A 19,146-nucleotide genomic window follows, 5' to 3' on the forward strand; every position below is an offset into this window, starting at 1 on the left:
GACGTCGGGTCGCAAGCTATGTGACAATCACGCTTTCGCATCGAAATCAACCCCGTAGTAACCCGCGCCTTTCTATGTCCACCCAACCCGCCACCGCGCCGCAAGGCGACTTCGCCGTCACGCTTCGAATCGTGTCGGTCGTCGTGTACACGTTCCTTTGCTATCTGACCATCGGCATCCCGCTGGCGGTCTTGCCGGGCTTCGTGCACACGGATCTGGGCTACGGCTCGGTGATGGCGGGCGCCGCGATCAGCGTTCAGTACTTCGCCACCTTGTTGTCGCGGCCGCTCGCCGGTCGTTCAGCCGATACCGCCGGCCCCAAGCAAACCGTGCTCTACGGTCTCGTGGCCTGCGCGATCAGCGGCGCAATGCTCCTGACCTCCGCGCTCGCGACGCAGTGGCATGCGGTGAGTCTCGTGCTGCTGGTGATCGCGCGGCTCGTGCTCGGAGTCGGCGAAAGTCTCGTCGGCACGGGATCGATCACGTGGGGAATCGGCCGCGTGGGCGTCTCGCACAACGCGAAAGTGATTTCGTGGAACGGTATTGCGACATATGGCGCGCTGGCCATCGGCGCGCCGCTCGGCGTGGCGATCGACAATTCGCTGGGCTTTTCCGCGCTTGCGCTCATCGTGATCGCGCTGGGCGGCCTCGGTTACTGGCTCGCGAAGCGCATGGAAAGCGTGCCGGTGGTGCATGGCGAGCGCATGTCGTACCGCAGCGTGTTCTTCCGCGTGCTGCCGCACGGGATTGGGCTTGCGCTGGGTTCGGCGGGCTTCGGTTCCATTGCGACTTTCATCACCCTCTTCTATGCCGCGCACAACTGGCCGCACGCGGCGCTCTCGCTCACGGTGTTCGGCACGACGTTCGTCGGCGCGAGGCTTTTGTTCGCCAACACGATCAAGGTGTATGGCGGCTTCCGTGTGGCGATCGTCTCGTTCTGTTTCGAATGCGCGGGCTTGCTGATGCTATGGCTCGCAGCCGAGCCGACCTTCGCGCTGGCAGGCGCTGCGTTGACCGGCTTCGGCTTCGCGCTCGTGTTTCCGGCGCTGGGCGTCGAGGCGGTGGGGCTCGTGCCGCCGGCTTCGCGCGGCGCGGCGTTGTCGGCCTACTCGGTGTTTCTGGACTTGTCGCTGGGATTGACCGGGCCTTTGGCGGGTTATGTCGCTGGCGAGTTTGGATACGGGTCGGTGTTCTTGTTTGCCGCGCTGGCTGCGGCGTTGGCGGTGGGCTTGTCGGTGGCGCTTTATATGCGTGGCGGGCGCGGTCTGGGTGGGCCCGCGACGGCGTGAGTTGATCAGGCGCCGGCTTTCGAGCCATGCAATTGCAGGCCGAGCGCTTTGACTACTTTGAGGATGGTTGCGAAGCTGGGGTTGCCGTCTTCCGATAGCGCTTTGTAAAGCCCTTCGCGGCTGATGCCTGTATCGCGCGCCAACTGCGCCATGCCGCGCGCTCGCGCAATCACGCCTAGCGCGTGTGCAATAAACGCGGAATCGTCGCCGCCTTCTTGAAGACATGCATCGAAATACTCAGCAAGGTCCTCCTCGGTCTTAAGGTGCTCGACCGAGTCCCAGGGACGAGTTTTGATCTTGGTTGGGGTCATTGATTACTCCATGTCAAGGTGAGGCAGCATGGCGTGTGCGGACTTGATGTCTCTGTCTTGAGTCGACTTATCGCCCCCACATAGCAGGATCACCAGCACGTCTCCACGATGAACGTAATAAACACGATAGCCTGGTCCATGATCGATCCGCATTTCAATCACCGGTGAGCCGGCCGAGTTTGTGTCGCCTGGATTGCCCGACGCGAGTCGGTCGATACGAGCTTGAATTCGGCGTTTTGCGATGCGGTCCTTCAATGCAACGAACCAGTCGTCAAAAAGCTCCGTGGTCCGAATGTTAAGCCTGGAAGTCATCGTAATCCATGGTTCACAAACCGTCAACCACAGTTGACAGGTCAGTCTATCTAATAGGAAATTCACGGCAAAAATTTGCCTCTGTCTATTTTTCGCAGGGACACTCTAAAAGTCGCCACCCGCGTCAGGGAGTAAGTCTCGAATCGATCGCCGCTAGAGGCCAGCCGCCGAGCCATCGCGCCGCTCATCAAAAACCCCCGAACGATCCGCACACCTTTGCCTTAAAATCACCGCTCGGCCCACAAGCGTCCGCTTTATGAACCAGACCTCGGAAGACCGCTGGCGTGACCTGCGCCCGGACCCGGACAGCGACACTCCGCTCTATCTGCAACTCGCACGCAAGCTCGCCAACGCCATCCACGACAATCGCTGGAACGCAGGCGAAGCCCTGCCCTCCGAGCGTGTGCTGTCCGAAGCGCTGGGCGTCTCGCGGATCACATCGAGGAAAGCCATCGCGTTGCTCGTCGAACAAGGGCTGATTCGCCGTGAACAAGGCGCGGGCAGCTTCATCACGCCGCGCTACGAAGACCCGCTCTCGCGTCTGTCGAGCTTCTCGGAGATGCTACGCCGCCGAGGTTTTACGCCGAGCTCGCAATGGCTCTCGCGCAAGATCGAGCCCGCCAATCGCGACGAAGTCATTCAACTCGGCCTCTCGCCCGCCGCCGCCGTCACGCGCCTGAAGCGCCTGCGTCTCGCCGACGACATCGTCATGGCGGTCGAAAACTCCACGTTTCCCGCCTCGCTCATTCCCGATCCGCTGGTCATCGGCGACTCGCTCTACAGTTATCTCGACACGCGCGGCCTCTCGATCGTGCGCGCGCTGCAGCACTTTCGCGCGGTGAACGCGAGCGCGGAGATCGCGCAGCAGATGGGCATCGCGCCGCACGACGCGCTTTTGCTCATCACGCGCGTAGGCTATACCGCCGATCAACGCGCGATCGAACTCACCGATACCTACTGCCGCAACGACTACTACGACTTCGTCGCCGAGTTGCGCAAGTGACTCACGCGCCGACGCGCCCATGACCGACATCGCCGCCACGACGCCTTCGGAACGCTCACTCACCGTCATGCTGTGGCTCGTCGCCACGGGCTTCTTCATGCAGACGCTCGACTCGACCATCGTCAACACGGCCTTGCCCGCGATGGCGAAAAGTCTCGGCGAAGCGCCGCTGCGCATGCAAGGCGTCGTGATCGGCTATTCGCTCACGATGGCGATGATGATCCCCGTGTCCGGCTGGCTCGCCGACAAGCTCGGCACGAAGCGCGTGTTCTTCAGCGCGATTCTCGTGTTCACCATCGGCTCGCTCTTGTGCGCGAACGCGCAGTCGCTGACGGCGCTGGTCGCGTTCCGCGTCGTGCAAGGCATCGGCGGCGCGATGCTGTTGCCTGTCGGACGTCTGGCCGTGTTGCGCGTGTTTCCCGCCGAACGCTATTTGTCGGCGCTCGCGTTCGTCGCGATTCCGGGGCTTATCGGGCCACTCATCGGGCCAACGCTCGGCGGCTGGCTCGTGCAGATCGCGTCGTGGCACTGGATTTTCCTCATCAACGTGCCGGTGGGTGTGGTGGGCTGCATCGCGACCAAGATGTTTTTGCCCGATAGCCGCAATCCCGCCACCGCGCCCTTCGATCTTGCCGGCTATCTGCTGCTCGCAGTCGGCATGGTCGCGCTGACGATCTCGCTCGATGGCCTGGCCGATCTCGGTCTGCCGCATGCCATCGTCATCGTGTTGCTGGTGTTGAGCCTCGGATGCTTCGTCGCCTATGGTTTGCATGCGACGCGCGCCGCGCAACCCATCTTCTCGCTCGATCTGTTCAAGATCCACACGTTCAGCGTCGGCCTGCTCGGCAATCTCTTCGCGCGCATCGGCAGCGGCGCGATGCCTTATCTGATCCCGCTGCTCTTGCAGGTGAGCCTCGGCTACACGCCGTTTCAGGCGGGCATGATGATGCTGCCGGTCGCCGCGGCCGGCATGCTGTGCAAACGGCTCGTGACGCGGCTGATCGAAAAGCATGGTTATCGGCGCGTGCTGGTCGTGAACACCGTGCTCGTCGGGCTGATGATGGCGAGCTTCGGACTCACGAGCGAACATCAGCCGCTTTGGCTGCGTCTCGTGCAACTGGCGATCTTCGGCGGCGTCAACTCGATGCAGTTCACCGCCATGAACACGCTCACGCTGAAAGACCTCGGCACCGGCGGCGCGAGCAGCGGCAATAGCCTGTTTTCGCTCGTGCAGATGCTGTCGATGAGCCTTGGCGTGACCATCGCCGGCGCGATCCTCGCCACCTTCACCGGCATCCTCACGCGCGTGACGGAAACCAATTCGCTGCCCGCGTTCCACGCAACCTTCCTTTGCGTGGGCATCATCACGGCGGCAACGGCGTGGATTTTCGGGCAGCTTGCGCCGGAAGTACGCTCGACGAAGCGAAAGACAGATCCTTCCGAAGCGAACTAAAGCCGGGTTTCGTCGGCTCGGCCGAAAATTTTCGCCGCGCCATCCGATTGTGCGTTTCGCACCGACAGAGTGCGGACAGCACCGCTACACGACCTTCAAGCGGCATGCCGCCGCATCGTGCATTACCGTCCGGCCGTGCGCCGAGCCAATGTACACACAAAAGCGCGCCGATTAATCGCGCTCCCCGCTTGCACATTGAATTCGCACGCTTTTTGCTCGAACGTGATGTGCCCGATCTTGTAAACTGTCTCATTAAGTAAATTGCCCGGCCCTCGACACCATGAGCATGGTTGACATCGATCCACCCCGCTTCCAGTCGCCGCGTCCCGTCGCGGGCGATGACGGCTCGCGTCGCACCGTGCTGTACGGCGAGTACACCGTGTTCAGCGTGTTTCAGCCGGTGTTCTCGGTGTCGCATCGGCGTGCGATCGGCTATCACGCGTCCTTGCGTGCACGGGACGAGACACATCGTCATGTACCGTCACACGAAGTGTTCACCCAGGCGGCACGGCGCGGCGATCTTCTGGAACTGGGACGATTGGCCGAGTCCCTTCATCTGGGCAACTTCAACGCGTTCGACAGCCACGACGAATGGCTCTTTCTGAGCCTCCACCCCGCCGCGCTGATGGACACGAGCTACGGCGACGCGCTCCTCGCGGCGTTGAAGGACATCGGCTTGCCGCCGCAGCGCGTGGTGCTGGAAGTGCCCGAACAGGCGGGCGGCGAGACGACGCGCTTCACCGAAATCATCGACTCCATGCGCAAGTCGGGGTTTCTGATCGCGCTGGATGGCTTCGGCGTGAAGCATTCGAATATCGATCGCGTGTGGCAGTTGCGGCCTGACATCGTGACGCTCGACCGCTGCATTCTCCAGCAGGCGACCGAGCATTCGCATATCGAGCGCGTGTTGCCCCGGCTTGTATCGCTGCTGCATGAATCCGGGCAACTCGTGTTGATGGGCGGCCTCGCGACCGAGCGCGACGCGCTGATCGCGCTCGAATGCAATGTCGATTTCGTGCAGGGCGCGTACTTCGCGCAGCCGAGCGTCGATGCCGTGCATCCGCAAGTCGCCGCGGGCGTGATGGATGCGTTGTCGGCTGCGTCGCGCGAACGCGTGGGCGCGCGCGACCGGGCGCAAGCCGCGCGTCTCGAACCCTACGTGAGCGGCCTCGAACGCGCGGCAGTCAAGCTCATGGAAGGCGAAACGCTGGCCGCCGCGACGAGCGAGCTGCTGCAACTGGTCGATACGGCGCGCTGTTTTCTGCTCGATCAGGAAGGCCGGCAGATCGGCGATAACGTCGTGCCGGTCGTGCGTACATCGCAGCGCGCGAAGCGTTTCAGTCCGCTGCTGCATTCGGAAGGCGCGAGCTGGGAGCGTCGGCCGTATTTCATCGAGGCGTTGCGCGCGCCAGGACGCGTGCAGTTGACCGCGCCGTATCTGTCCATCAACGAGGCGCATCTTTGCGTGACGGCATCCATCGCCGCGCAGACGCCGTATGGCTTGCAGGTGCTATGCGTCGATATCAACTGGGAAGCGGTGCCGCGGCGGCGCTGAATCGCGGGATTACGACCGGCGCTCGGCGTCGGGCTTGACGATATCGAACCCTGCAAGCGCGAGCACGCCGGACAGCACGATCAACGCCGTGGAATGGCGTCCGAAATATAAAAGCGCCGCAGCGGACCATGCGGCGAGACAGAGGGCGAGAAAGCGCTTCATCGTGATATCACGCGTGAGGGCCGACCCAAGCGATGCGGCACGGCCGATCAAAGCGACATTCTAGATTTCCCGGCGGCAAGACGCAGAAACCGCCGACGCGCGAACGTTCCTCGCCATGCAAAAAGCCCTCCGCAGAGGGCTTTTCGTTCGATCCGACATCGCGAACGACGATGCGGGATCGGCGCAAACCGTAAGCCTTAAGCCCCGAAATTCTTCGAAGCGAAGTCCCAATTCACGATGTTCCAATACGCTTCGATGAACTTCGGACGCGCATTGCGGTAATCGATGTAATAAGCATGTTCCCATACGTCGATGGTCACGAGCGGCTTGGCATCCGTCGTGAGCGGCGTGGCGGCGTTGCTGGTGGAGACGATATCGAGCAAGCCGTCCGTCTTCTTTACAAGCCACGTCCAGCCCGAACCGAACGTGCCGGTCGCGACCTTGGCGAACTCTTCCTTGAACTTGTCGAACGAGCCGTACTTGGCGTTGATCGCGTCAGCCAGCGCGCCCGTCGGTGCGCCGCCGCCGTTCGGCGACAGGCTGTTCCAGAAGAACGTGTGATTCCAGACTTGCGCCGAGTTGTTGAACACGCCGCCCGACGACTTCTTCACGATCTCTTCGAGCGGAAGGTTCTCGAATTCGGTGCCCGGAATCAGCTTGTTGAGGTTCGTCACATAGGTCTGGTGATGCTTGCCATAGTGATACTCGAGCGTTTCTTCCGACATGTGCGGAGCAAGCGCGTTCTTGTCGAACGGCAACGGCGGGAGGGTATGTTCCATGATTGCAGCTTCCTTTTCTATGTGATTTGTAGGGACTGTGGGGAGTGAAGCGCTGGAGCAATGGATTGTAGGCGACTTGGGATAACCCCGCAAACCGCCTGCCTTTATGAGCAAGATTGCTTTCCAAAGCTTGAATGCAGCGTTAAAAGTGCTCCTGCGGCACTGCGCGGCTTCGTCAAAAAAACGGTGTCGAGGCCGTCAGAATTCGTCGGACAAACGCGGCTGGACATCGGCGAGAAGGACATCGGCGGAGCCTTCCGCGAGATGCACGGTCATCGGACGCTTCGGTTTGAGTGCGTCCGGCGCGCGCAGCGCACGGCCGGTTTGGGTATCGATCAGGGCGGCGTAACCGCGCTCGAACGTGCGCTGCGGACTCAGCACCTGCAAGCGCGCCGCAAGCTCGGACACGCGCGCGTTCGCACGCTCATGATGACGCTCGCGCGCACGCTGCATGCGCTCGGCCAAACGGCCGAGATGCTCGATCTGCGTCGCGACATCCGGCCTTCTGCGTTGCCACCGATACTGCACCAGCGCGAAATGCGCGCGTGCATCGCGAACCGGGCGGGCGCCCGCCGTGGCGAGCCGGCTCGCCAGTTGCCGCAGATGCACGTGTTGCCTTGCCAGACGCTCGGCGGGACTCACGAGGCGGCGCGCGAGCCAGTCGAGTTCTTGGGCGCGACGCTCCATCGTCCGGCCAAAACTTCGTGCGAGCGCCGCGTGACGCTGATCCAATTCCTGCAGCAACACCACGCGCTGCGGACTGACGAGTTCGGCAGCGGCGGTCGGCGTCGGCGCGCGCATGTCGGCGGCGAAATCGGCGATCGTGAAGTCGGTCTCATGGCCGACGCCGCTCACCACCGGCACGCTGCTCGCCGCGATCGCGCGCGCGAGCACTTCCTCGTTGAACGCCCATAAATCTTCGATGGACCCGCCGCCCCGGCACACGATCAGCACATCGACTTCGCGCCGCGCGCTCGCCGCTTCGACCATCGCCGCGAGCTTCGCGCCGACGCCCGTTCCTTGCACCGGCGCGGGATAAACGACGACCGGCACGTGTGGCGCGCGGCGCGCGAGTGTCGTCAACACGTCGCGCAACGCCGCCGCCTGCAGCGACGTCACGATGCCTATGCCACGCGGAAGCGTCGGCAGCGCGCGCTTGCGTTCCGCCGCGAACAAGCCTTCGCTTTCGAGCTGCGCCTTCAGCCGCAGAAATGCCTCGAAAAGCCGCCCCTGCCCCGTGCGCCGCACCGCTTCCACGTTGAGTTGCAGTTCGCCGCGCGGCTCGTACATGGTGACGAGCGCGCGCACCTCGATCTTGTCGCCTTCGCGCGGCGTGAATTCGGCGTATTGCGCGCGGCCGCGAAACATCACGCAGCGCATCTGCGCGCCCGCATCCTTGATCGAGAAGTACCAGTGTCCGCTCGCGGCGCGCGTGAAGTTCGAGACTTCGCCCGATACCCACACGAGCGGAAACGACCGTTCGAGCATCGTGTTGATCGCACGATTGAGCACGGAAACGGGGATGACGGCATCGCTGCCTTGCGGCATCAAAGAATCGGGAGTCATGGGCGAGAAAGCGAAAGATCGGGCCGGAAGAACCATCTGACTGATGGACAAGATCCGCCGGATAAGGTACGCCAGTGTAGCAAGTGTCCACACAGAAAGACTTACCGCTTGCTGATCGCAAGCACCCCGGCAGGCCTTTGAGTACGTTGCAACTCGTTGATTTAACGCGCTTATATTTGTCTTATGTCTGCATTATCCGAAGCAACTCTTTCCTGACGCGGATTCGCTGCACTTCGGCCGCGAGTTTTTCACAGAGTTATCCACAGGCGCGCGCCCTCGGCCGTTTGGCTAACCGGCTGGCGTCGAGGCCGTCCGCGCGATAGAGTCCGGGGTTCGAGCACCGGCCTGACCCTGCGTAGCAAACATCGCCGGCCATGCATTCCGTTCAACGCTGACCGTATAGAAGGAGTTGCCGTTGCGCGCCAAGCTTCACCCGTTGACCGGCTCAAACGCCATCGTCGCGAAGGCGGACCATGTCTGACTTCAAACCGCCCATCGAAAACTTTTTCGCACGCGAATGGCGCAAGCGCGGTCCCGTTGCGTGGGCGCTCACGCCCTTCGCCTGCATCTTCGGCGCGATTGCCGCGACGCGCCGGGCGTTCTTCGAACTCGGCTGGATCAAGCGCGTCGATGTCGGCGTGCCGGTGGTCGTCGTCGGCAACGTGACGGTTGGTGGCACGGGCAAGACGCCGACGGTCATCGCGCTCGTCGAGGCTCTGCGCGCGGCAGGGCATCAGCCGGGCGTCGTTTCGCGCGGATACGGCGCGAAGATCGCGAAGCCGACGAGCGTCGCGCCGACCTCGGCCGCCGCGCAAGTCGGCGACGAGCCGCTGCTGATCGCGCGCCGCACTCACGCGCCGGTCTTCGTATGCCCGGATCGCGTAGCGGCGGCGCGTGCGCTGGTCGAGGCGCATCCCGAAGTCGATGTCATCGTGTCCGACGACGGCCTGCAGCACTATCGGCTCGCGCGCGTGTTCGAGCTCGTCGTATTCGACGACCGCCTCGGCGGCAACGGCTTCCTGCTGCCCGCCGGCCCGTTGCGCGAACCGATGTCGCGCCATCGCGACGCGACGCTCATCAACAGCCCCTACGACCGCACCTTGCCGCCGTGGCCCAACACCTTCGCGCTCGAACTCGAATCAGGCGATGCCTGGCTGCTCGACGATCCATCGGTGCGCCGTCCGCTCGCGCAGTTCGCAGGCGAGAAAGTGGTCGCCGCCGCGGGCATCGGTTCGCCCGAGCGTTTCTTCGCGACCTTGCGCGCCGCCGGCATCACGCCTGGCACGCGCGCGTTCCCCGATCACTATTCGTATCGCGAGAATCCTTTCGAGGACGTGAAAGCCGACGCCATCCTGATCACCGAGAAGGATGCAGTAAAATTTGGGGCCTGGCGTGATGCGCGCATCTGGGTCGTTCCCGTGCAAGCCGTGCTCAGGCCTCGCCTCATCGCTCTAGTTGTGGAGAAACTCCGTGGACGCACGTCTGCTTGAAATCCTCGTCTGCCCGATCTGCAAGGGTCCGCTCACCTATGACCGCGCGGCGCAGGAACTCGTCTGCAGCGCGGACAAGCTTGCTTATCCCATTCGCGACGGCATTCCCGTGATGCTCGTCGACGAAGCGCGTCAAACGGTGGAAGGCACGCCGGTCGAGCCGTTGAAGCCGGTTGGCGGCGCGTAAGGTCCGATCATGTCCGTGCCGTTCATCGCCGTCGTTCCGGCGCGTCTTGCTTCCACACGGCTGCCGAACAAACCACTCGCCGATATCGGCGGTAAGCCGATGGTCGTGCGCGTCGCCGAACGCGCGCGCGAGTCCGGCGCGAGCCAGGTGATCGTCGCAACCGACTCCGACCGCGTGGTCGAGGCTTCGCGCGATCACGGCATCGAAGTGATGCTCACGCGCTCGGATCACCCCACCGGCACCGACCGTCTCGCCGAAGTGGCGACGCGTCTGAACTGGCCCGACGACGCCATCGTCGTGAACGTTCAGGGCGACGAGCCGCTCATCGACCCGCAACTCGTGCGCGATGTCGCCGCGCATCTCGCGGCGCATCCCGAATGCGCAATCGCCACGGCCGCGCATCCCATTCACGATCCCGCCGACGTGTTCAATCCGAATGTCGTGAAAGTCGTGCTCGATGCGAAGAGCGTCGCGCTCTACTTCTCGCGTGCGCCCATTCCCTGGACGCGCGACGCGTGGCAATCGCACTGGCCGGACGTCGCCGCGCTTTCGGCGCTGCCCGCGGTGCCCGAAAACGTGCTGCGGCATATTGGCCTGTACGCGTATCGCGCGAAGTTTCTGCGCGAGTTTCCAAACCTCGCGCAAGCGCCCATCGAAGCCGCCGAGGCGCTCGAACAACTGCGCGCGTTGTGGCATGGCGAGCGCATCGCGGTGCGCGTCACGCATGAAACACCTGCACCGGGCGTCGATACACCCGCCGATCTCGCGCGCGTCCAGGCGCTCTTTTCCAGCGCCGGCTGAAAGCTCGCACAACCCGTGTATACCCCCGCCAAACGCTTGCGCGGCGGGAATCACAGCGATTTCTATCGCCGTTATTACGGCCGCGTTCGTAATGAGCCGTGGCATAATCAAGCGATTGCGCGAGCCTTCCGGTCAGCGCCACGCTCAACGTTGCGCCGCTGTCCGCGGGTGCCGCGCCGACTTTCGAATCGGCTGCGCGCTCTGTCGTCGACGCCGCGCGAGCCTGGCCACCGGATGCAGATTCAGACTCGCCGCGCGGTTTCTAGACGATTCGGAGATATCACCATGCGTTTGATCCTGTTGGGCGCACCCGGCGCGGGCAAGGGCACCCAGGCAAACTTCATCAAGGAAAAGTTCGGCATTCCGCAGATCTCGACCGGCGACATGTTGCGCGCGGCCGTGAAGGCGGGCTCGCCGCTCGGCGTCGAGGCCAAGGGCTATATGGACGCGGGCGAGCTCGTGCCGGACACGCTCATCATCAATCTCGTAAAGGAGCGGCTGCTCGCGGACGACTGCAAGAACGGCTATCTGTTCGACGGTTTCCCGCGCACCATTCCGCAAGCGGAAGCCATGAAGAACGCGGCTGTCGTAATCGACTACGTGCTGGAAATCGACGTGCCGTTCGACGAGATCATCACGCGTATGAGCGGGCGTCGCGTCCACGCGGCGTCGGGCCGCACGTATCACGTCAAGTTCAATCCGCCGAAGAACGACATGACGGACGACGTCACCGGCGAGCCGCTGATCCAGCGCGACGACGACAAGGAAGAAACCGTGAAGAAGCGGCTCGACGTGTATGAAGCGCAGACCAAGCCGCTCATCGCGTACTACAACGACTGGGCGAAGCGCGGTGAAACGAACGGGCTGAAGGCGCCGGAATATCGCAAGATTTCCGGGCTCGGCGCGGTCGATGAAATCCGCACGCGCGTGTTCGATGCTTTGAAGTAACTTGCCCGCGTCACGGAAAACCCGCTCTTCGCCGAGCGGGTTTTTTTACGCCTTCAAACTTTCTCGCCAAGCTAAAACGGCGAGCCATAAAATCGAACGGCCTCACGAGGGCCGCGAATGCAGCACTTCCTCATATCAAGGAGAAGAGACATGGAGATACAAGGCAACGTTTTTCTGATCACCGGCGGCGCGTCCGGCCTGGGTGAGGCCACCGCGCGGCTCGTCGCCGGGCTAGGCGGAACGGTCGTCATCGCGGACATGAACGAAGCGGCGGGCGCCGCGCTGGCGAAGGAGTTGTCCGGCGAGTTCGTCAAATGCGATGTCAGTCAGGAGGGCGACGGCCACCGCGCCATCGAAGCCGCCACTCAACGCGGCACTCTGCGTGGACTAGTGAATTGCGCGGGCATCGCGCCGGCATCGAAGACGGTGGGCCGCGACGGGCCGCATCCGCTCGATCTGTTCAGCAAGGTCATCGCGGTTAATCTCATCGGCACGTTCAACATGATTCGGCTCGCGGCCGAGGTCATGTCGAAGAACGCGCCCAACGAAACGGGCGAACGCGGGGTGATCGTGAATACGGCGTCGGTCGCGGCGTTCGACGGGCAAATGGGCCAGGCGGCCTATGCCGCGTCCAAGAGCGGCGTGGCCGGCATGACGTTGCCCATCGCGCGCGATTTGTCGAGAAACGGTATCCGCGTGATGACCATCGCGCCTGGTCTCTTCGAAACGCCGATGCTGCTCGGCATGCCGCAAGACGTACAGGACGCGCTCGGCGCCATGGTTCCGTTCCCGCCGCGTCTTGGCAAGCCGAACGAATACGCGCTGCTCGTCAAACAGATCTTCGATAACCCGATGCTCAACGGCGAAGTCATCCGTCTCGACGGCGCAATTCGCATGCAGCCGAAGTAAGCAAAAAAACGGCGGATCGCTCCGCCGTTCTTAGTCGCCGTCGTGCTGCGTGCGCTGCCTCAGTTCATGCAGCTCGGTTTCGACGACGGTTGCATCTTCCGCATCGGGACGATCTTCCAGATAACGCTGCAGATCTTCGAGCGCCGGACGCAGATAATCGAGCCGCGCGTAGGCAAAACCACGGTCGCGCACTTCCTCGATACTTCCCGGCAACACGATGACGAGCCGCTGCTGCACGGCGAGCAAGCGCTGCCAGCGCTCCGTCTGCAAGTAGATGCTTTTCAGATTGCGCAGCATGCGCGCGACGATCTCGCGGCGTGTCGCAGGCTGCAACAACACGCGCAACGCGCTGCCAATGGATTCGCCCACGCGCTGCACGTACGGCTCCAGCATTTCGACCATCTGCGCTTCGGAAAGCGTCTGGCCGGTGGTCGGATCGAGCATGAGATCGTGATCGGGCGTCGAGACACGCAGCAGGAAATGCCCGGGAAACGACACGCCGCGCACGGGCAGACCGAGCTGATCGGCCATTTCCAGATAGATCACCGCAAGCGAAATCGGAATGCCGCGACGCCGTCGCAACACCACGTTCAGATGGCTGTTGTCCGGGTCGTAGTAATCGTTGAGGTTGCTTGAGAAACCCAGCTCGCGGAAGAAATAACGATTGAGCGCCTCGACCTTTTGCTTCATGTCCGCGTCGTCGGGCATGCGGCGGCGCGCCCGCACGACGAGTTCGTCGATCTCCGCGAGCACCGCTTGCATGTCGAGATCGGGATACGCGTCCTGCGCAAGCGACAAAGCCGCTTCCGTGAGCGGAAGACTCTCGTCGTCCGCCACGAGCGAAGTGAAGTAATCGAGGATACGCGTTGTCGTCATCAAAGCGTTCGTCTCTTGAAATAGGCGTATTTGAAGCCCATCGCCGCCAGAATACCGAAATATAACGCGGCGAACACGACAAGGCTCGCACCCAGCAACGCGATCCGCGTGAACGGCGTTGCGCGCATGGCGATCCAGTCGAAGTTGCCAGCGACCCAGTGCATGGTTCCAGCCAGCACGAGGCATGCCCCGATCATCTGCACGAAGAATAGCAGCCAGCCCGGCGACGGCTTATAGATCTGCCGGCGCCGCAAGCCGATGAACAACAGCAGTGCGTTCGCGAGTGCGCCGAGGCCGATAGAGAGCGTAAGACCCGCGTGCGAGAAGATCGGCACGAAGATGTAGTTGCTCACCTGCGTCATGATGAGCACGCCAATGGCGATCTTCACCGGCGTCTTGATGTCCTGCTTCGCGTAGAAACCCGGCGCCAGGATCTTGATGAGGATCAGCCCGATCAGCCCAATGCCATACGCCGACAGCGCGCGGCCGACCATCACGACGGAATGGCTGTCGAACTTGCCGTAGTGAAAGAGCGTCGCGGTGAGCGGTTCGGCGAAGAAGAACAATGCGACCGCGCTCGGCGCCGCGAGCAGAAAGGTGATGCGCAAACCCCAGTCGAGCAGCGCGGAATACTCGTCGTTGTTGGCATCGACGTGGGCTTTCGAGAGACTCGGCAGCAGGATCGTGCCGAGCGCCGCGCCGAGGAGCGCGGTGGGAAACTCCATCAGCCGGTCGGCGTAGTTGATCCATGACACCGCGCCCTGCCCGATATTCGACGCGATATTCGTGTTGATGATGAGGCTCAGTTGTCCGACCGACACCGCGAACGTGGCGGGCACCATCTTCAGCAGCACGCGCTTCACGCCCGGATGCCGCAGGGCCTGCAAGAAGTTGAGCCCGATGCGCGGCGCCATGTCGATCTTCCGCAGCCCCGGAAACTGCACGAGGAACTGCAACGCGCCACCCGCGATCACCGCGTAGGCCAGCGCGTACACCGGCACTTTCAGATGCGGCGCGACGAACACCGCCGCGAAAATGAACGACACGTTCAGGAGCACCGGCGCGAACGCGGGCAACGAGAACTGCTTGTACGTATTGAGCACGCCCGAGGCGAGCGTCGTCAGCGAGATAAAGATGATGTATGGGAACATGATCCGCGTCATCTCAACGGCAAGGACGTACGCCTGACCATCGTGCTTCAGGCCGGACGCGACCGCGAAGACGACCCAGCTCGCGCCGGCCATGCCGACGAGCGACAGCACGACGAGGCCCCAGGTGAGCACGGTGGACATGGCATCGACGAGCGCCTTGGTCGGATCGTGACCCTGGCTGTTCTTGAACTCGGCGAGGATAGGAACGAACGCCTGCGCGAACGCGCCTTCCGCGGACAGACGCCGCAGCAGGTTCGGTATGCGGAACGCGACATAGAACGCGTCGGTGTATAGACTGGCGCCGAAGGCACGGGCGATCAGCGTTTCGCGGATCAGGCCGGTCACGCGCGACAAAAGCGTGAAGCCGCTGACCGTCAGGAGGGCTCGGAATAGATTCATGGGGCGCTTATTATACGGGGCGTGCGCGATGCGCTTCGGATCGCGGCGGCCGCATCGGCGTTCGCGCACGTCACTTTGACCCATTGCATCGAATTTGCGGCGCAATGGCGTCAGAGCGAGGCTTTTCTTGTCACATCTCGTATTTGCTTGCTATAATCGCGTGTTTTGAAGCTCGGCTTTCGCGCACTGCTACAATCCACGCAGTCGTGACGCACTTACAGTTCGCACAGTTCGACGCTTCATGTCATTTCTTGCCTAACAGACAAGGGAGGCAAGGGAGACACGTGGAAATGGCATAGAGTCGACAGCAAGATTCACGCTGTCAGGCCAAGTTTCAAGGCTCTCGGGCAATCGTTCCCGGGAATTCCGATCATAGGCAGTGCGTTAAGAATCGCCCTCTCGTGCTCATTTCGGGCGCTCCTGGCAAGACGCCGGAGTCATCGAGACAAGGGTAACGCGCTCCAGACAAGTAACAGCAGAAACAGGATAAGGAACCGTCATGGCAAATACCGCACAAGCTCGCAAGCGCGCCCGTCAGGGTGCCAAAGCCAACTCGCACAACTCGGCGCTGCGCTCGAAGTTCCGCACGGCCATCAAGGCAGTTCGCAAGGCGATCGACGCCGGCGACCAAGCCAAGGCAGCCGAATTGTTCAAGTCGTCGGTCAAGACGATCGACATCATCGCGGACAAGAAGATCGTCCACAAGAACAAGGCTGCTCGTCATAAGAGCCGCCTGGCCGCAGCCATCAAGGGCTTGCAGGCCCCCGCTGCCCAGTAATTCCGGCTTGCTTCCGGTAAACGCGCGCATGCAATGCATTGCCGCAGTTGACTGGAAGCAGCTTCCTGTTTCCGCTGCGCAGTAAAGAAAAAGCCCGCAAACGCGGGCTTTTTTTCGTCGGTCCACAAGCGCTGATTAACGCTTCTGCTGCGTCTGCGTGCCGTGATGCGGCGGCAGCTCGCATGCCTCGGTCACGACCAGATCGTTGTCCTTCGCGAAGTTCAGCACGAAGTCGAAAGCCATTGGCTCGATGTCGCGCAGGCGCGAGTCGAGAATGACGACCTTGATGTCCCCGATGATGGTCGGCCGCACATAGATGGAATATTGCAGGCGCGCGTTCGGCCCTTTCTTCCCCGGCCCAAAAGCCGACATCACTCCGCACAGGCGCTCGGACCAGTCGCTTGGCCGAAACGTGCGCCCGCTCTTGGTGATGCCTTGTATGAAGTACTCGGTAGGGGATGATTCAGCCATGTAGCATTACCTTTTGACAGCCGGTGATGCACACCGGCGAACGCGCCGACCGGACGCGGAAACCACGAGCCCTGCATTGGCAGGCACTAGCGGCTCTGAACGCGGCAGTCACAGAAAATTCCCGACTTGGCCACGCCCGCACCCTGAAGACGGACTCGACTGCACTGTTGAATCCAGACACGCAAGGGGTAACACGAGCGGCTCTTGCGAGCCTTCGTACACATACGCGTGAAACGGTGCTGAATGTTGCAGAGCGGTTGAAACGAGCGAGCGCAATTATACAGCAGCGACCCTTCTTCCGCAGCGCACCAATGCTTGCAAGCGCCCTGCAAGGCCGTCCAGAAGCCTTCTGGAGAAAGCGATCGGCTCCTCGGTAGCCTCGTCAAACATCGCAAAATCCTTTAAGCTCGAACGCGATACCACTCCCGACGGCGGCGCCGTCCGGTCTTTTCGATGCCGCTTCGCGCATCGGCGGGCACCGGGTCGAAGCCGCCGCTTGCGTTTCATGACCGCCAAAAAAATTCGCCATTATCTTCAGTTCAAGGATTTTTCACTCGACGACTACGAGTACGTGCTCGAACGCGCGCGCATTCTGAAGCGCAAATTCAAGAACTACGAGACTTTTCATCCGCTGCACGACCGCACGCTCGCGATGATCTTCGAGAAAAATTCGACGCGCACGCGCCTTTCCTTCGAGGCGGGCATCTTCCAGCTAGGCGGCCACGCGGTGTTCCTCAATACGCGCGACACGCAGCTCGGGCGCGGCGAGCCGGTCGAGGACGCGGCGCAAGTCATCTCGCGCATGGTGGACATCATCATGATCCGCACGTTCGGGCAGGAGATCATCGAGCGCTTCGCGGAAAATTCGCGCGTGCCGGTCATCAACGGGCTGACCAACGAGTATCACCCGTGTCAGGTGCTCGCGGACATTTTCACGTACTACGAACAACGCGGGCCGATTCACGGCAAGACGGTCGCGTGGGTCGGCGACGCGAACAACATGCTCTACACGTGGATAGAAGCCGCGCAGATTCTGGGCTTCAAATTGCGCCTCTCGACGCCGCCCGGCTACACGCTCGATCACGCGCTGGTTTCTGAAGACAGCAAGCCGTTCTACGAAGCATTCGAAGACCCGAACGAAGCGTGCGCGGGCGCCGATCTCGTCACCACCGATGTCTGGACCAGCATGGGCTTCGAAGCGGAAAACGAAGCGCGCAAGGCGGCCTTCGCGGACTGGTGCGTCGATAGCGAGATGATGTCCCGCGCCAACCCGGATGCGCTCTTCATGCACTGCTTGCCGGCGCATCGCGGTGAGGAAGTGAGCGCCGAAGTGATCGACGGCCCGCAAAGCGTCGTGTGGGACGAAGCGGAAAACCGTCTGCATGTGCAGAAAGCGTTGATGGAGTTTTTGCTGCTGGGCAAGCTCAATCACTGAGTTGCTGTCGGGAAGGGCGGGGTTCGAATCGAAGTGCCGCCCTTCTTCGCGGCGTTGGTCAGGGTCCGGTCACGCGCGCGTGGCTGACTTCATCGTGGTCAACGCGACCGCATGCCGCCAACGTCGGCCCTCGACGCACGAACCCGACGCTCATCGGTTTCACAAGCAAACCGGCTCCATCTCCAGTTCGACATCGAAGCGCGCGAGCACGTCGCGCTTGATCGCTTCGGCGAGTTCGAGCACTTGCGCGCCGGTCGCATCACCACGATTCACGAGCACGAGCGCCTGCCGGTCATGCACCGCCGCGCCACCGACGCCACGCCCCTTCCACCCGCACTGGTCGATCAGCCAACCCGCGGCCAGCTTCACCGCTCCGTCCGGCTGACGATACGACACGACGCCGGGTTCGCGCACGCGCAATGCATCGAACGCTTCCGCGCTCACCACCGGATTTTTGAAAAAGCTGCCCGCGTTGCCGAGCACGGTCCAGTCCGGCAATTTGGCGCGGCGCACGGCGACGACGGCATCGAAGATGGCTCGTGCATCGTGGCTGGATGCGCCTTCCAGCGCCCTCGCGACATCCGCGTAGTCTGCGCGCGGCTGCCACGCTTTCGGCAGCCGGAACACCACCGACGTGATCAGAAAGCGCCCGCGCCCTTCCCGCTTGAAGAAACTGTCGCGATAACCGAACGCGCATTCATTCCGGTCGAAACGGGCGTGCGCGCCAGTCGCGAGTTCCACCGCGTGCAGCCGTTCGAAGCGCTCGCCCATTTCCAGGCCATACGCGCCGATGTTCTGGATAGGCGCCGCGCCGACCGTTCCGGGAATGAGCGCGAGGTTTTCAAGGCCCGGCATGCCTTGCGCAAGCGTCCACGCGACGAACTCGTGCCAGCTCTCGCCCGCGCCCGCTTCGACGAGCCAGGCGTCGTCATCTTCGTGGATCACGCGCTTGCCACGAATGCCGACGATCAGCGCGACGCCATCGAATTCGCGCGTCAGCACGACATTGCTGCCGCCGCCGAGCACGAACTGCTGCATGTTGGCGATGCGCGCATCGGCGGCGAGCGAGATCGCGGCATCGACGCTATCGACGTGCATGGCGTGACGCGCTCGCACGTCGAAGCCGAACGTGTTGTGCGCTCGCAGCGAATAGTCGTCGAGCAACGGTGGCGGCGTGAAGGAAGCGTGGGACATGACAGGGAAAAACCGCGTGGCGAACCGGGAGAATCGGCGCAACCTTGGGGAACCGCAGGCGCGTCGGTAGAATGACG

Annotated in this window: 20 protein-coding genes; 11 read left to right on the top strand and 9 right to left on the bottom strand. The window is 62.5% G+C overall.

The features are described from left to right. The first annotated feature begins 74 nt into the window (after positions 1–74). On the top strand, positions 75–1,289 hold the full coding sequence (locus LDZ28_RS10740; RefSeq protein ID WP_244826137.1) for an MFS transporter: 1,215 nt from the start codon (positions 75–77) through the stop codon (positions 1,287–1,289). Positions 1,290–1,294: 5 nt separating this feature from the next. Here the strand turns inward: LDZ28_RS10740 and LDZ28_RS10745 are convergent, their stop codons facing one another. Continuing rightward, on the bottom strand, positions 1,295–1,600 hold the full coding sequence (locus LDZ28_RS10745; RefSeq protein ID WP_244826139.1) for an addiction module antidote protein: 306 nt from the start codon (positions 1,598–1,600) through the stop codon (positions 1,295–1,297). Between the two features lie 3 nt (positions 1,601–1,603). Continuing rightward, the gene (locus LDZ28_RS10750; RefSeq protein WP_244826140.1) at positions 1,604–1,912 is read right to left on the bottom strand and encodes a type II toxin-antitoxin system RelE/ParE family toxin; all 309 of its coding nucleotides are present in this window, start codon (positions 1,910–1,912) and stop codon (positions 1,604–1,606) included. A 256-nt stretch (positions 1,913–2,168) separates the two neighbouring features. Here LDZ28_RS10750 and LDZ28_RS10755 point away from each other — a divergent pair, with 256 nt between their 5' ends. The 3 genes from LDZ28_RS10755 to LDZ28_RS10765 all read left to right on the top strand — a co-directional run bounded on the left by LDZ28_RS10755 (position 2,169) and on the right by LDZ28_RS10765 (position 5,923). Beyond that, positions 2,169–2,915: a GntR family transcriptional regulator gene (locus LDZ28_RS10755; RefSeq protein WP_244826142.1), complete on the top strand. Its 747-nt coding sequence runs from the start codon at positions 2,169–2,171 to the stop codon at positions 2,913–2,915. 19 nt (positions 2,916–2,934) lie between these two features. Next, the gene (gene mdtD, locus LDZ28_RS10760; RefSeq protein ID WP_244826143.1) at positions 2,935–4,368 is read left to right on the top strand and encodes a multidrug transporter subunit MdtD; all 1,434 of its coding nucleotides are present in this window, start codon (positions 2,935–2,937) and stop codon (positions 4,366–4,368) included. A gap of 280 nt (positions 4,369–4,648) precedes the next feature. Then, positions 4,649–5,923, top strand: a complete 1,275-nt coding sequence (locus tag LDZ28_RS10765; RefSeq protein WP_244826144.1) for an EAL domain-containing protein — start codon at positions 4,649–4,651, stop codon at positions 5,921–5,923. A 9-nt stretch (positions 5,924–5,932) separates the two neighbouring features. On the opposite strand, the gene LDZ28_RS10770 is transcribed toward LDZ28_RS10765, so the two are convergent. The 3 genes from LDZ28_RS10770 to xseA all read right to left on the bottom strand — a co-directional run bounded on the left by LDZ28_RS10770 (position 5,933) and on the right by xseA (position 8,430). Then, entirely contained in the window at positions 5,933–6,085 is a 153-nt protein-coding gene (locus LDZ28_RS10770) for a hypothetical protein (RefSeq protein WP_244826145.1), read from the bottom strand. A 197-nt stretch (positions 6,086–6,282) separates the two neighbouring features. Further along, on the bottom strand, positions 6,283–6,864 hold the full coding sequence (locus LDZ28_RS10775) for a superoxide dismutase (protein WP_244826146.1): 582 nt from the start codon (positions 6,862–6,864) through the stop codon (positions 6,283–6,285). Between the two features lie 198 nt (positions 6,865–7,062). Next, complete coding sequence (xseA, locus tag LDZ28_RS10780; RefSeq protein ID WP_244826147.1) at positions 7,063–8,430, bottom strand: exodeoxyribonuclease VII large subunit; 1,368 nt, start codon at positions 8,428–8,430, stop codon at positions 7,063–7,065. A gap of 473 nt (positions 8,431–8,903) precedes the next feature. Here xseA and lpxK point away from each other — a divergent pair, with 473 nt between their 5' ends. From lpxK to LDZ28_RS10805, 5 genes are all read left to right on the top strand, one after another. Then, a complete protein-coding gene (lpxK, locus tag LDZ28_RS10785) occupies positions 8,904–9,920 on the top strand; it encodes a tetraacyldisaccharide 4'-kinase (RefSeq protein WP_244826148.1) in 1,017 nt (338 codons plus the stop codon). Beyond that, positions 9,901–10,107 (top strand): Trm112 family protein, encoded by a 207-nt coding sequence (locus LDZ28_RS10790; RefSeq protein WP_244826149.1) that lies wholly within the window; start codon positions 9,901–9,903, stop codon positions 10,105–10,107. The genes lpxK and LDZ28_RS10790 overlap by 20 nt, the downstream gene beginning before the upstream one ends. A 9-nt stretch (positions 10,108–10,116) precedes the next feature. Beyond that, a complete protein-coding gene (gene kdsB / locus LDZ28_RS10795; protein ID WP_244826150.1) occupies positions 10,117–10,908 on the top strand; it encodes a 3-deoxy-manno-octulosonate cytidylyltransferase in 792 nt (263 codons plus the stop codon). 285 nt (positions 10,909–11,193) lie between these two features. Continuing rightward, positions 11,194–11,856 carry an adenylate kinase gene (gene adk / locus LDZ28_RS10800; protein ID WP_244826151.1) on the top strand — a complete coding sequence of 221 codons (663 nt, stop codon included), beginning with the start codon at positions 11,194–11,196 and terminating at the stop codon, positions 11,854–11,856. Between the two features lie 150 nt (positions 11,857–12,006). After that, positions 12,007–12,765, top strand: coding sequence for a 3-hydroxyacyl-CoA dehydrogenase (locus tag LDZ28_RS10805; protein WP_244826152.1), 759 nt, complete (start codon positions 12,007–12,009; stop codon positions 12,763–12,765). A 30-nt stretch (positions 12,766–12,795) separates the two neighbouring features. Here the strand turns inward: LDZ28_RS10805 and LDZ28_RS10810 are convergent, their stop codons facing one another. Further along, the gene (locus LDZ28_RS10810; RefSeq protein WP_244826153.1) at positions 12,796–13,641 is read right to left on the bottom strand and encodes a SirB1 family protein; all 846 of its coding nucleotides are present in this window, start codon (positions 13,639–13,641) and stop codon (positions 12,796–12,798) included. Then, entirely contained in the window at positions 13,641–15,191 is a 1,551-nt protein-coding gene (murJ, locus tag LDZ28_RS10815) for a murein biosynthesis integral membrane protein MurJ (RefSeq protein WP_309844240.1), read from the bottom strand. The genes LDZ28_RS10810 and murJ overlap by 1 nt, the downstream gene beginning before the upstream one ends. A gap of 499 nt (positions 15,192–15,690) precedes the next feature. On the opposite strand from murJ, the gene rpsT reads away from it, so the two are divergent. Continuing rightward, positions 15,691–15,969 carry a 30S ribosomal protein S20 gene (rpsT, locus tag LDZ28_RS10820; protein ID WP_244826155.1) on the top strand — a complete coding sequence of 93 codons (279 nt, stop codon included), beginning with the start codon at positions 15,691–15,693 and terminating at the stop codon, positions 15,967–15,969. 135 nt (positions 15,970–16,104) lie between these two features. Here the strand turns inward: rpsT and LDZ28_RS10825 are convergent, their stop codons facing one another. Beyond that, entirely contained in the window at positions 16,105–16,440 is a 336-nt protein-coding gene (locus tag LDZ28_RS10825; RefSeq protein WP_244826156.1) for a DUF3579 domain-containing protein, read from the bottom strand. A 505-nt stretch (positions 16,441–16,945) separates the two neighbouring features. Between LDZ28_RS10825 and argF the strand changes: the two genes are divergently transcribed. Beyond that, entirely contained in the window at positions 16,946–17,875 is a 930-nt protein-coding gene (gene argF / locus LDZ28_RS10830; protein ID WP_244826157.1) for an ornithine carbamoyltransferase, read from the top strand. 159 nt (positions 17,876–18,034) lie between these two features. Here the strand turns inward: argF and murB are convergent, their stop codons facing one another. Then, positions 18,035–19,069, bottom strand: coding sequence for a UDP-N-acetylmuramate dehydrogenase (murB, locus tag LDZ28_RS10835; protein ID WP_244826158.1), 1,035 nt, complete (start codon positions 19,067–19,069; stop codon positions 18,035–18,037). Positions 19,070–19,146: the final 77 nt, after the last annotated feature.

The sequence above is a fragment of the Caballeronia sp. TF1N1 genome, assembly GCF_022878925.1.
Classification (GTDB): domain Bacteria; phylum Pseudomonadota; class Gammaproteobacteria; order Burkholderiales; family Burkholderiaceae; genus Caballeronia.

Excerpts from the sequence above, each read along its gene's own strand:
- rpsT (WP_244826155.1), top strand. The coding sequence starts at position 15,691 with ATGGCAAATACCGCACAAGCTCGCAAGCGCGCCCGTCAGGGTGCCAAA.
- LDZ28_RS10805 (WP_244826152.1), top strand. The coding sequence starts at position 12,007 with ATGGAGATACAAGGCAACGTTTTTCTGATCACCGGCGGCGCGTCCGGC.
- LDZ28_RS10755 (WP_244826142.1), top strand. The coding sequence starts at position 2,169 with ATGAACCAGACCTCGGAAGACCGCTGGCGTGACCTGCGCCCGGACCCG.
- LDZ28_RS10825 (WP_244826156.1), bottom strand. The coding sequence starts at position 16,440 with ATGGCTGAATCATCCCCTACCGAGTACTTCATACAAGGCATCACCAAG.
- LDZ28_RS10765 (WP_244826144.1), top strand. The coding sequence starts at position 4,649 with ATGAGCATGGTTGACATCGATCCACCCCGCTTCCAGTCGCCGCGTCCC.
- argF (WP_244826157.1), top strand. The coding sequence starts at position 16,946 with ATGACCGCCAAAAAAATTCGCCATTATCTTCAGTTCAAGGATTTTTCA.
- xseA (WP_244826147.1), bottom strand. The coding sequence starts at position 8,430 with ATGACTCCCGATTCTTTGATGCCGCAAGGCAGCGATGCCGTCATCCCC.
- LDZ28_RS10745 (WP_244826139.1), bottom strand. The coding sequence starts at position 1,600 with ATGACCCCAACCAAGATCAAAACTCGTCCCTGGGACTCGGTCGAGCAC.
- murJ (WP_309844240.1), bottom strand. The coding sequence starts at position 15,191 with ATGAATCTATTCCGAGCCCTCCTGACGGTCAGCGGCTTCACGCTTTTG.
- LDZ28_RS10810 (WP_244826153.1), bottom strand. The coding sequence starts at position 13,641 with ATGACGACAACGCGTATCCTCGATTACTTCACTTCGCTCGTGGCGGAC.
- lpxK (WP_244826148.1), top strand. The coding sequence starts at position 8,904 with ATGTCTGACTTCAAACCGCCCATCGAAAACTTTTTCGCACGCGAATGG.
- adk (WP_244826151.1), top strand. The coding sequence starts at position 11,194 with ATGCGTTTGATCCTGTTGGGCGCACCCGGCGCGGGCAAGGGCACCCAG.
- LDZ28_RS10750 (WP_244826140.1), bottom strand. The coding sequence starts at position 1,912 with ATGACTTCCAGGCTTAACATTCGGACCACGGAGCTTTTTGACGACTGG.
- murB (WP_244826158.1), bottom strand. The coding sequence starts at position 19,069 with ATGTCCCACGCTTCCTTCACGCCGCCACCGTTGCTCGACGACTATTCG.
- LDZ28_RS10770 (WP_244826145.1), bottom strand. The coding sequence starts at position 6,085 with ATGAAGCGCTTTCTCGCCCTCTGTCTCGCCGCATGGTCCGCTGCGGCG.
- kdsB (WP_244826150.1), top strand. The coding sequence starts at position 10,117 with ATGTCCGTGCCGTTCATCGCCGTCGTTCCGGCGCGTCTTGCTTCCACA.
- mdtD (WP_244826143.1), top strand. The coding sequence starts at position 2,935 with ATGACCGACATCGCCGCCACGACGCCTTCGGAACGCTCACTCACCGTC.
- LDZ28_RS10740 (WP_244826137.1), top strand. The coding sequence starts at position 75 with ATGTCCACCCAACCCGCCACCGCGCCGCAAGGCGACTTCGCCGTCACG.
- LDZ28_RS10775 (WP_244826146.1), bottom strand. The coding sequence starts at position 6,864 with ATGGAACATACCCTCCCGCCGTTGCCGTTCGACAAGAACGCGCTTGCT.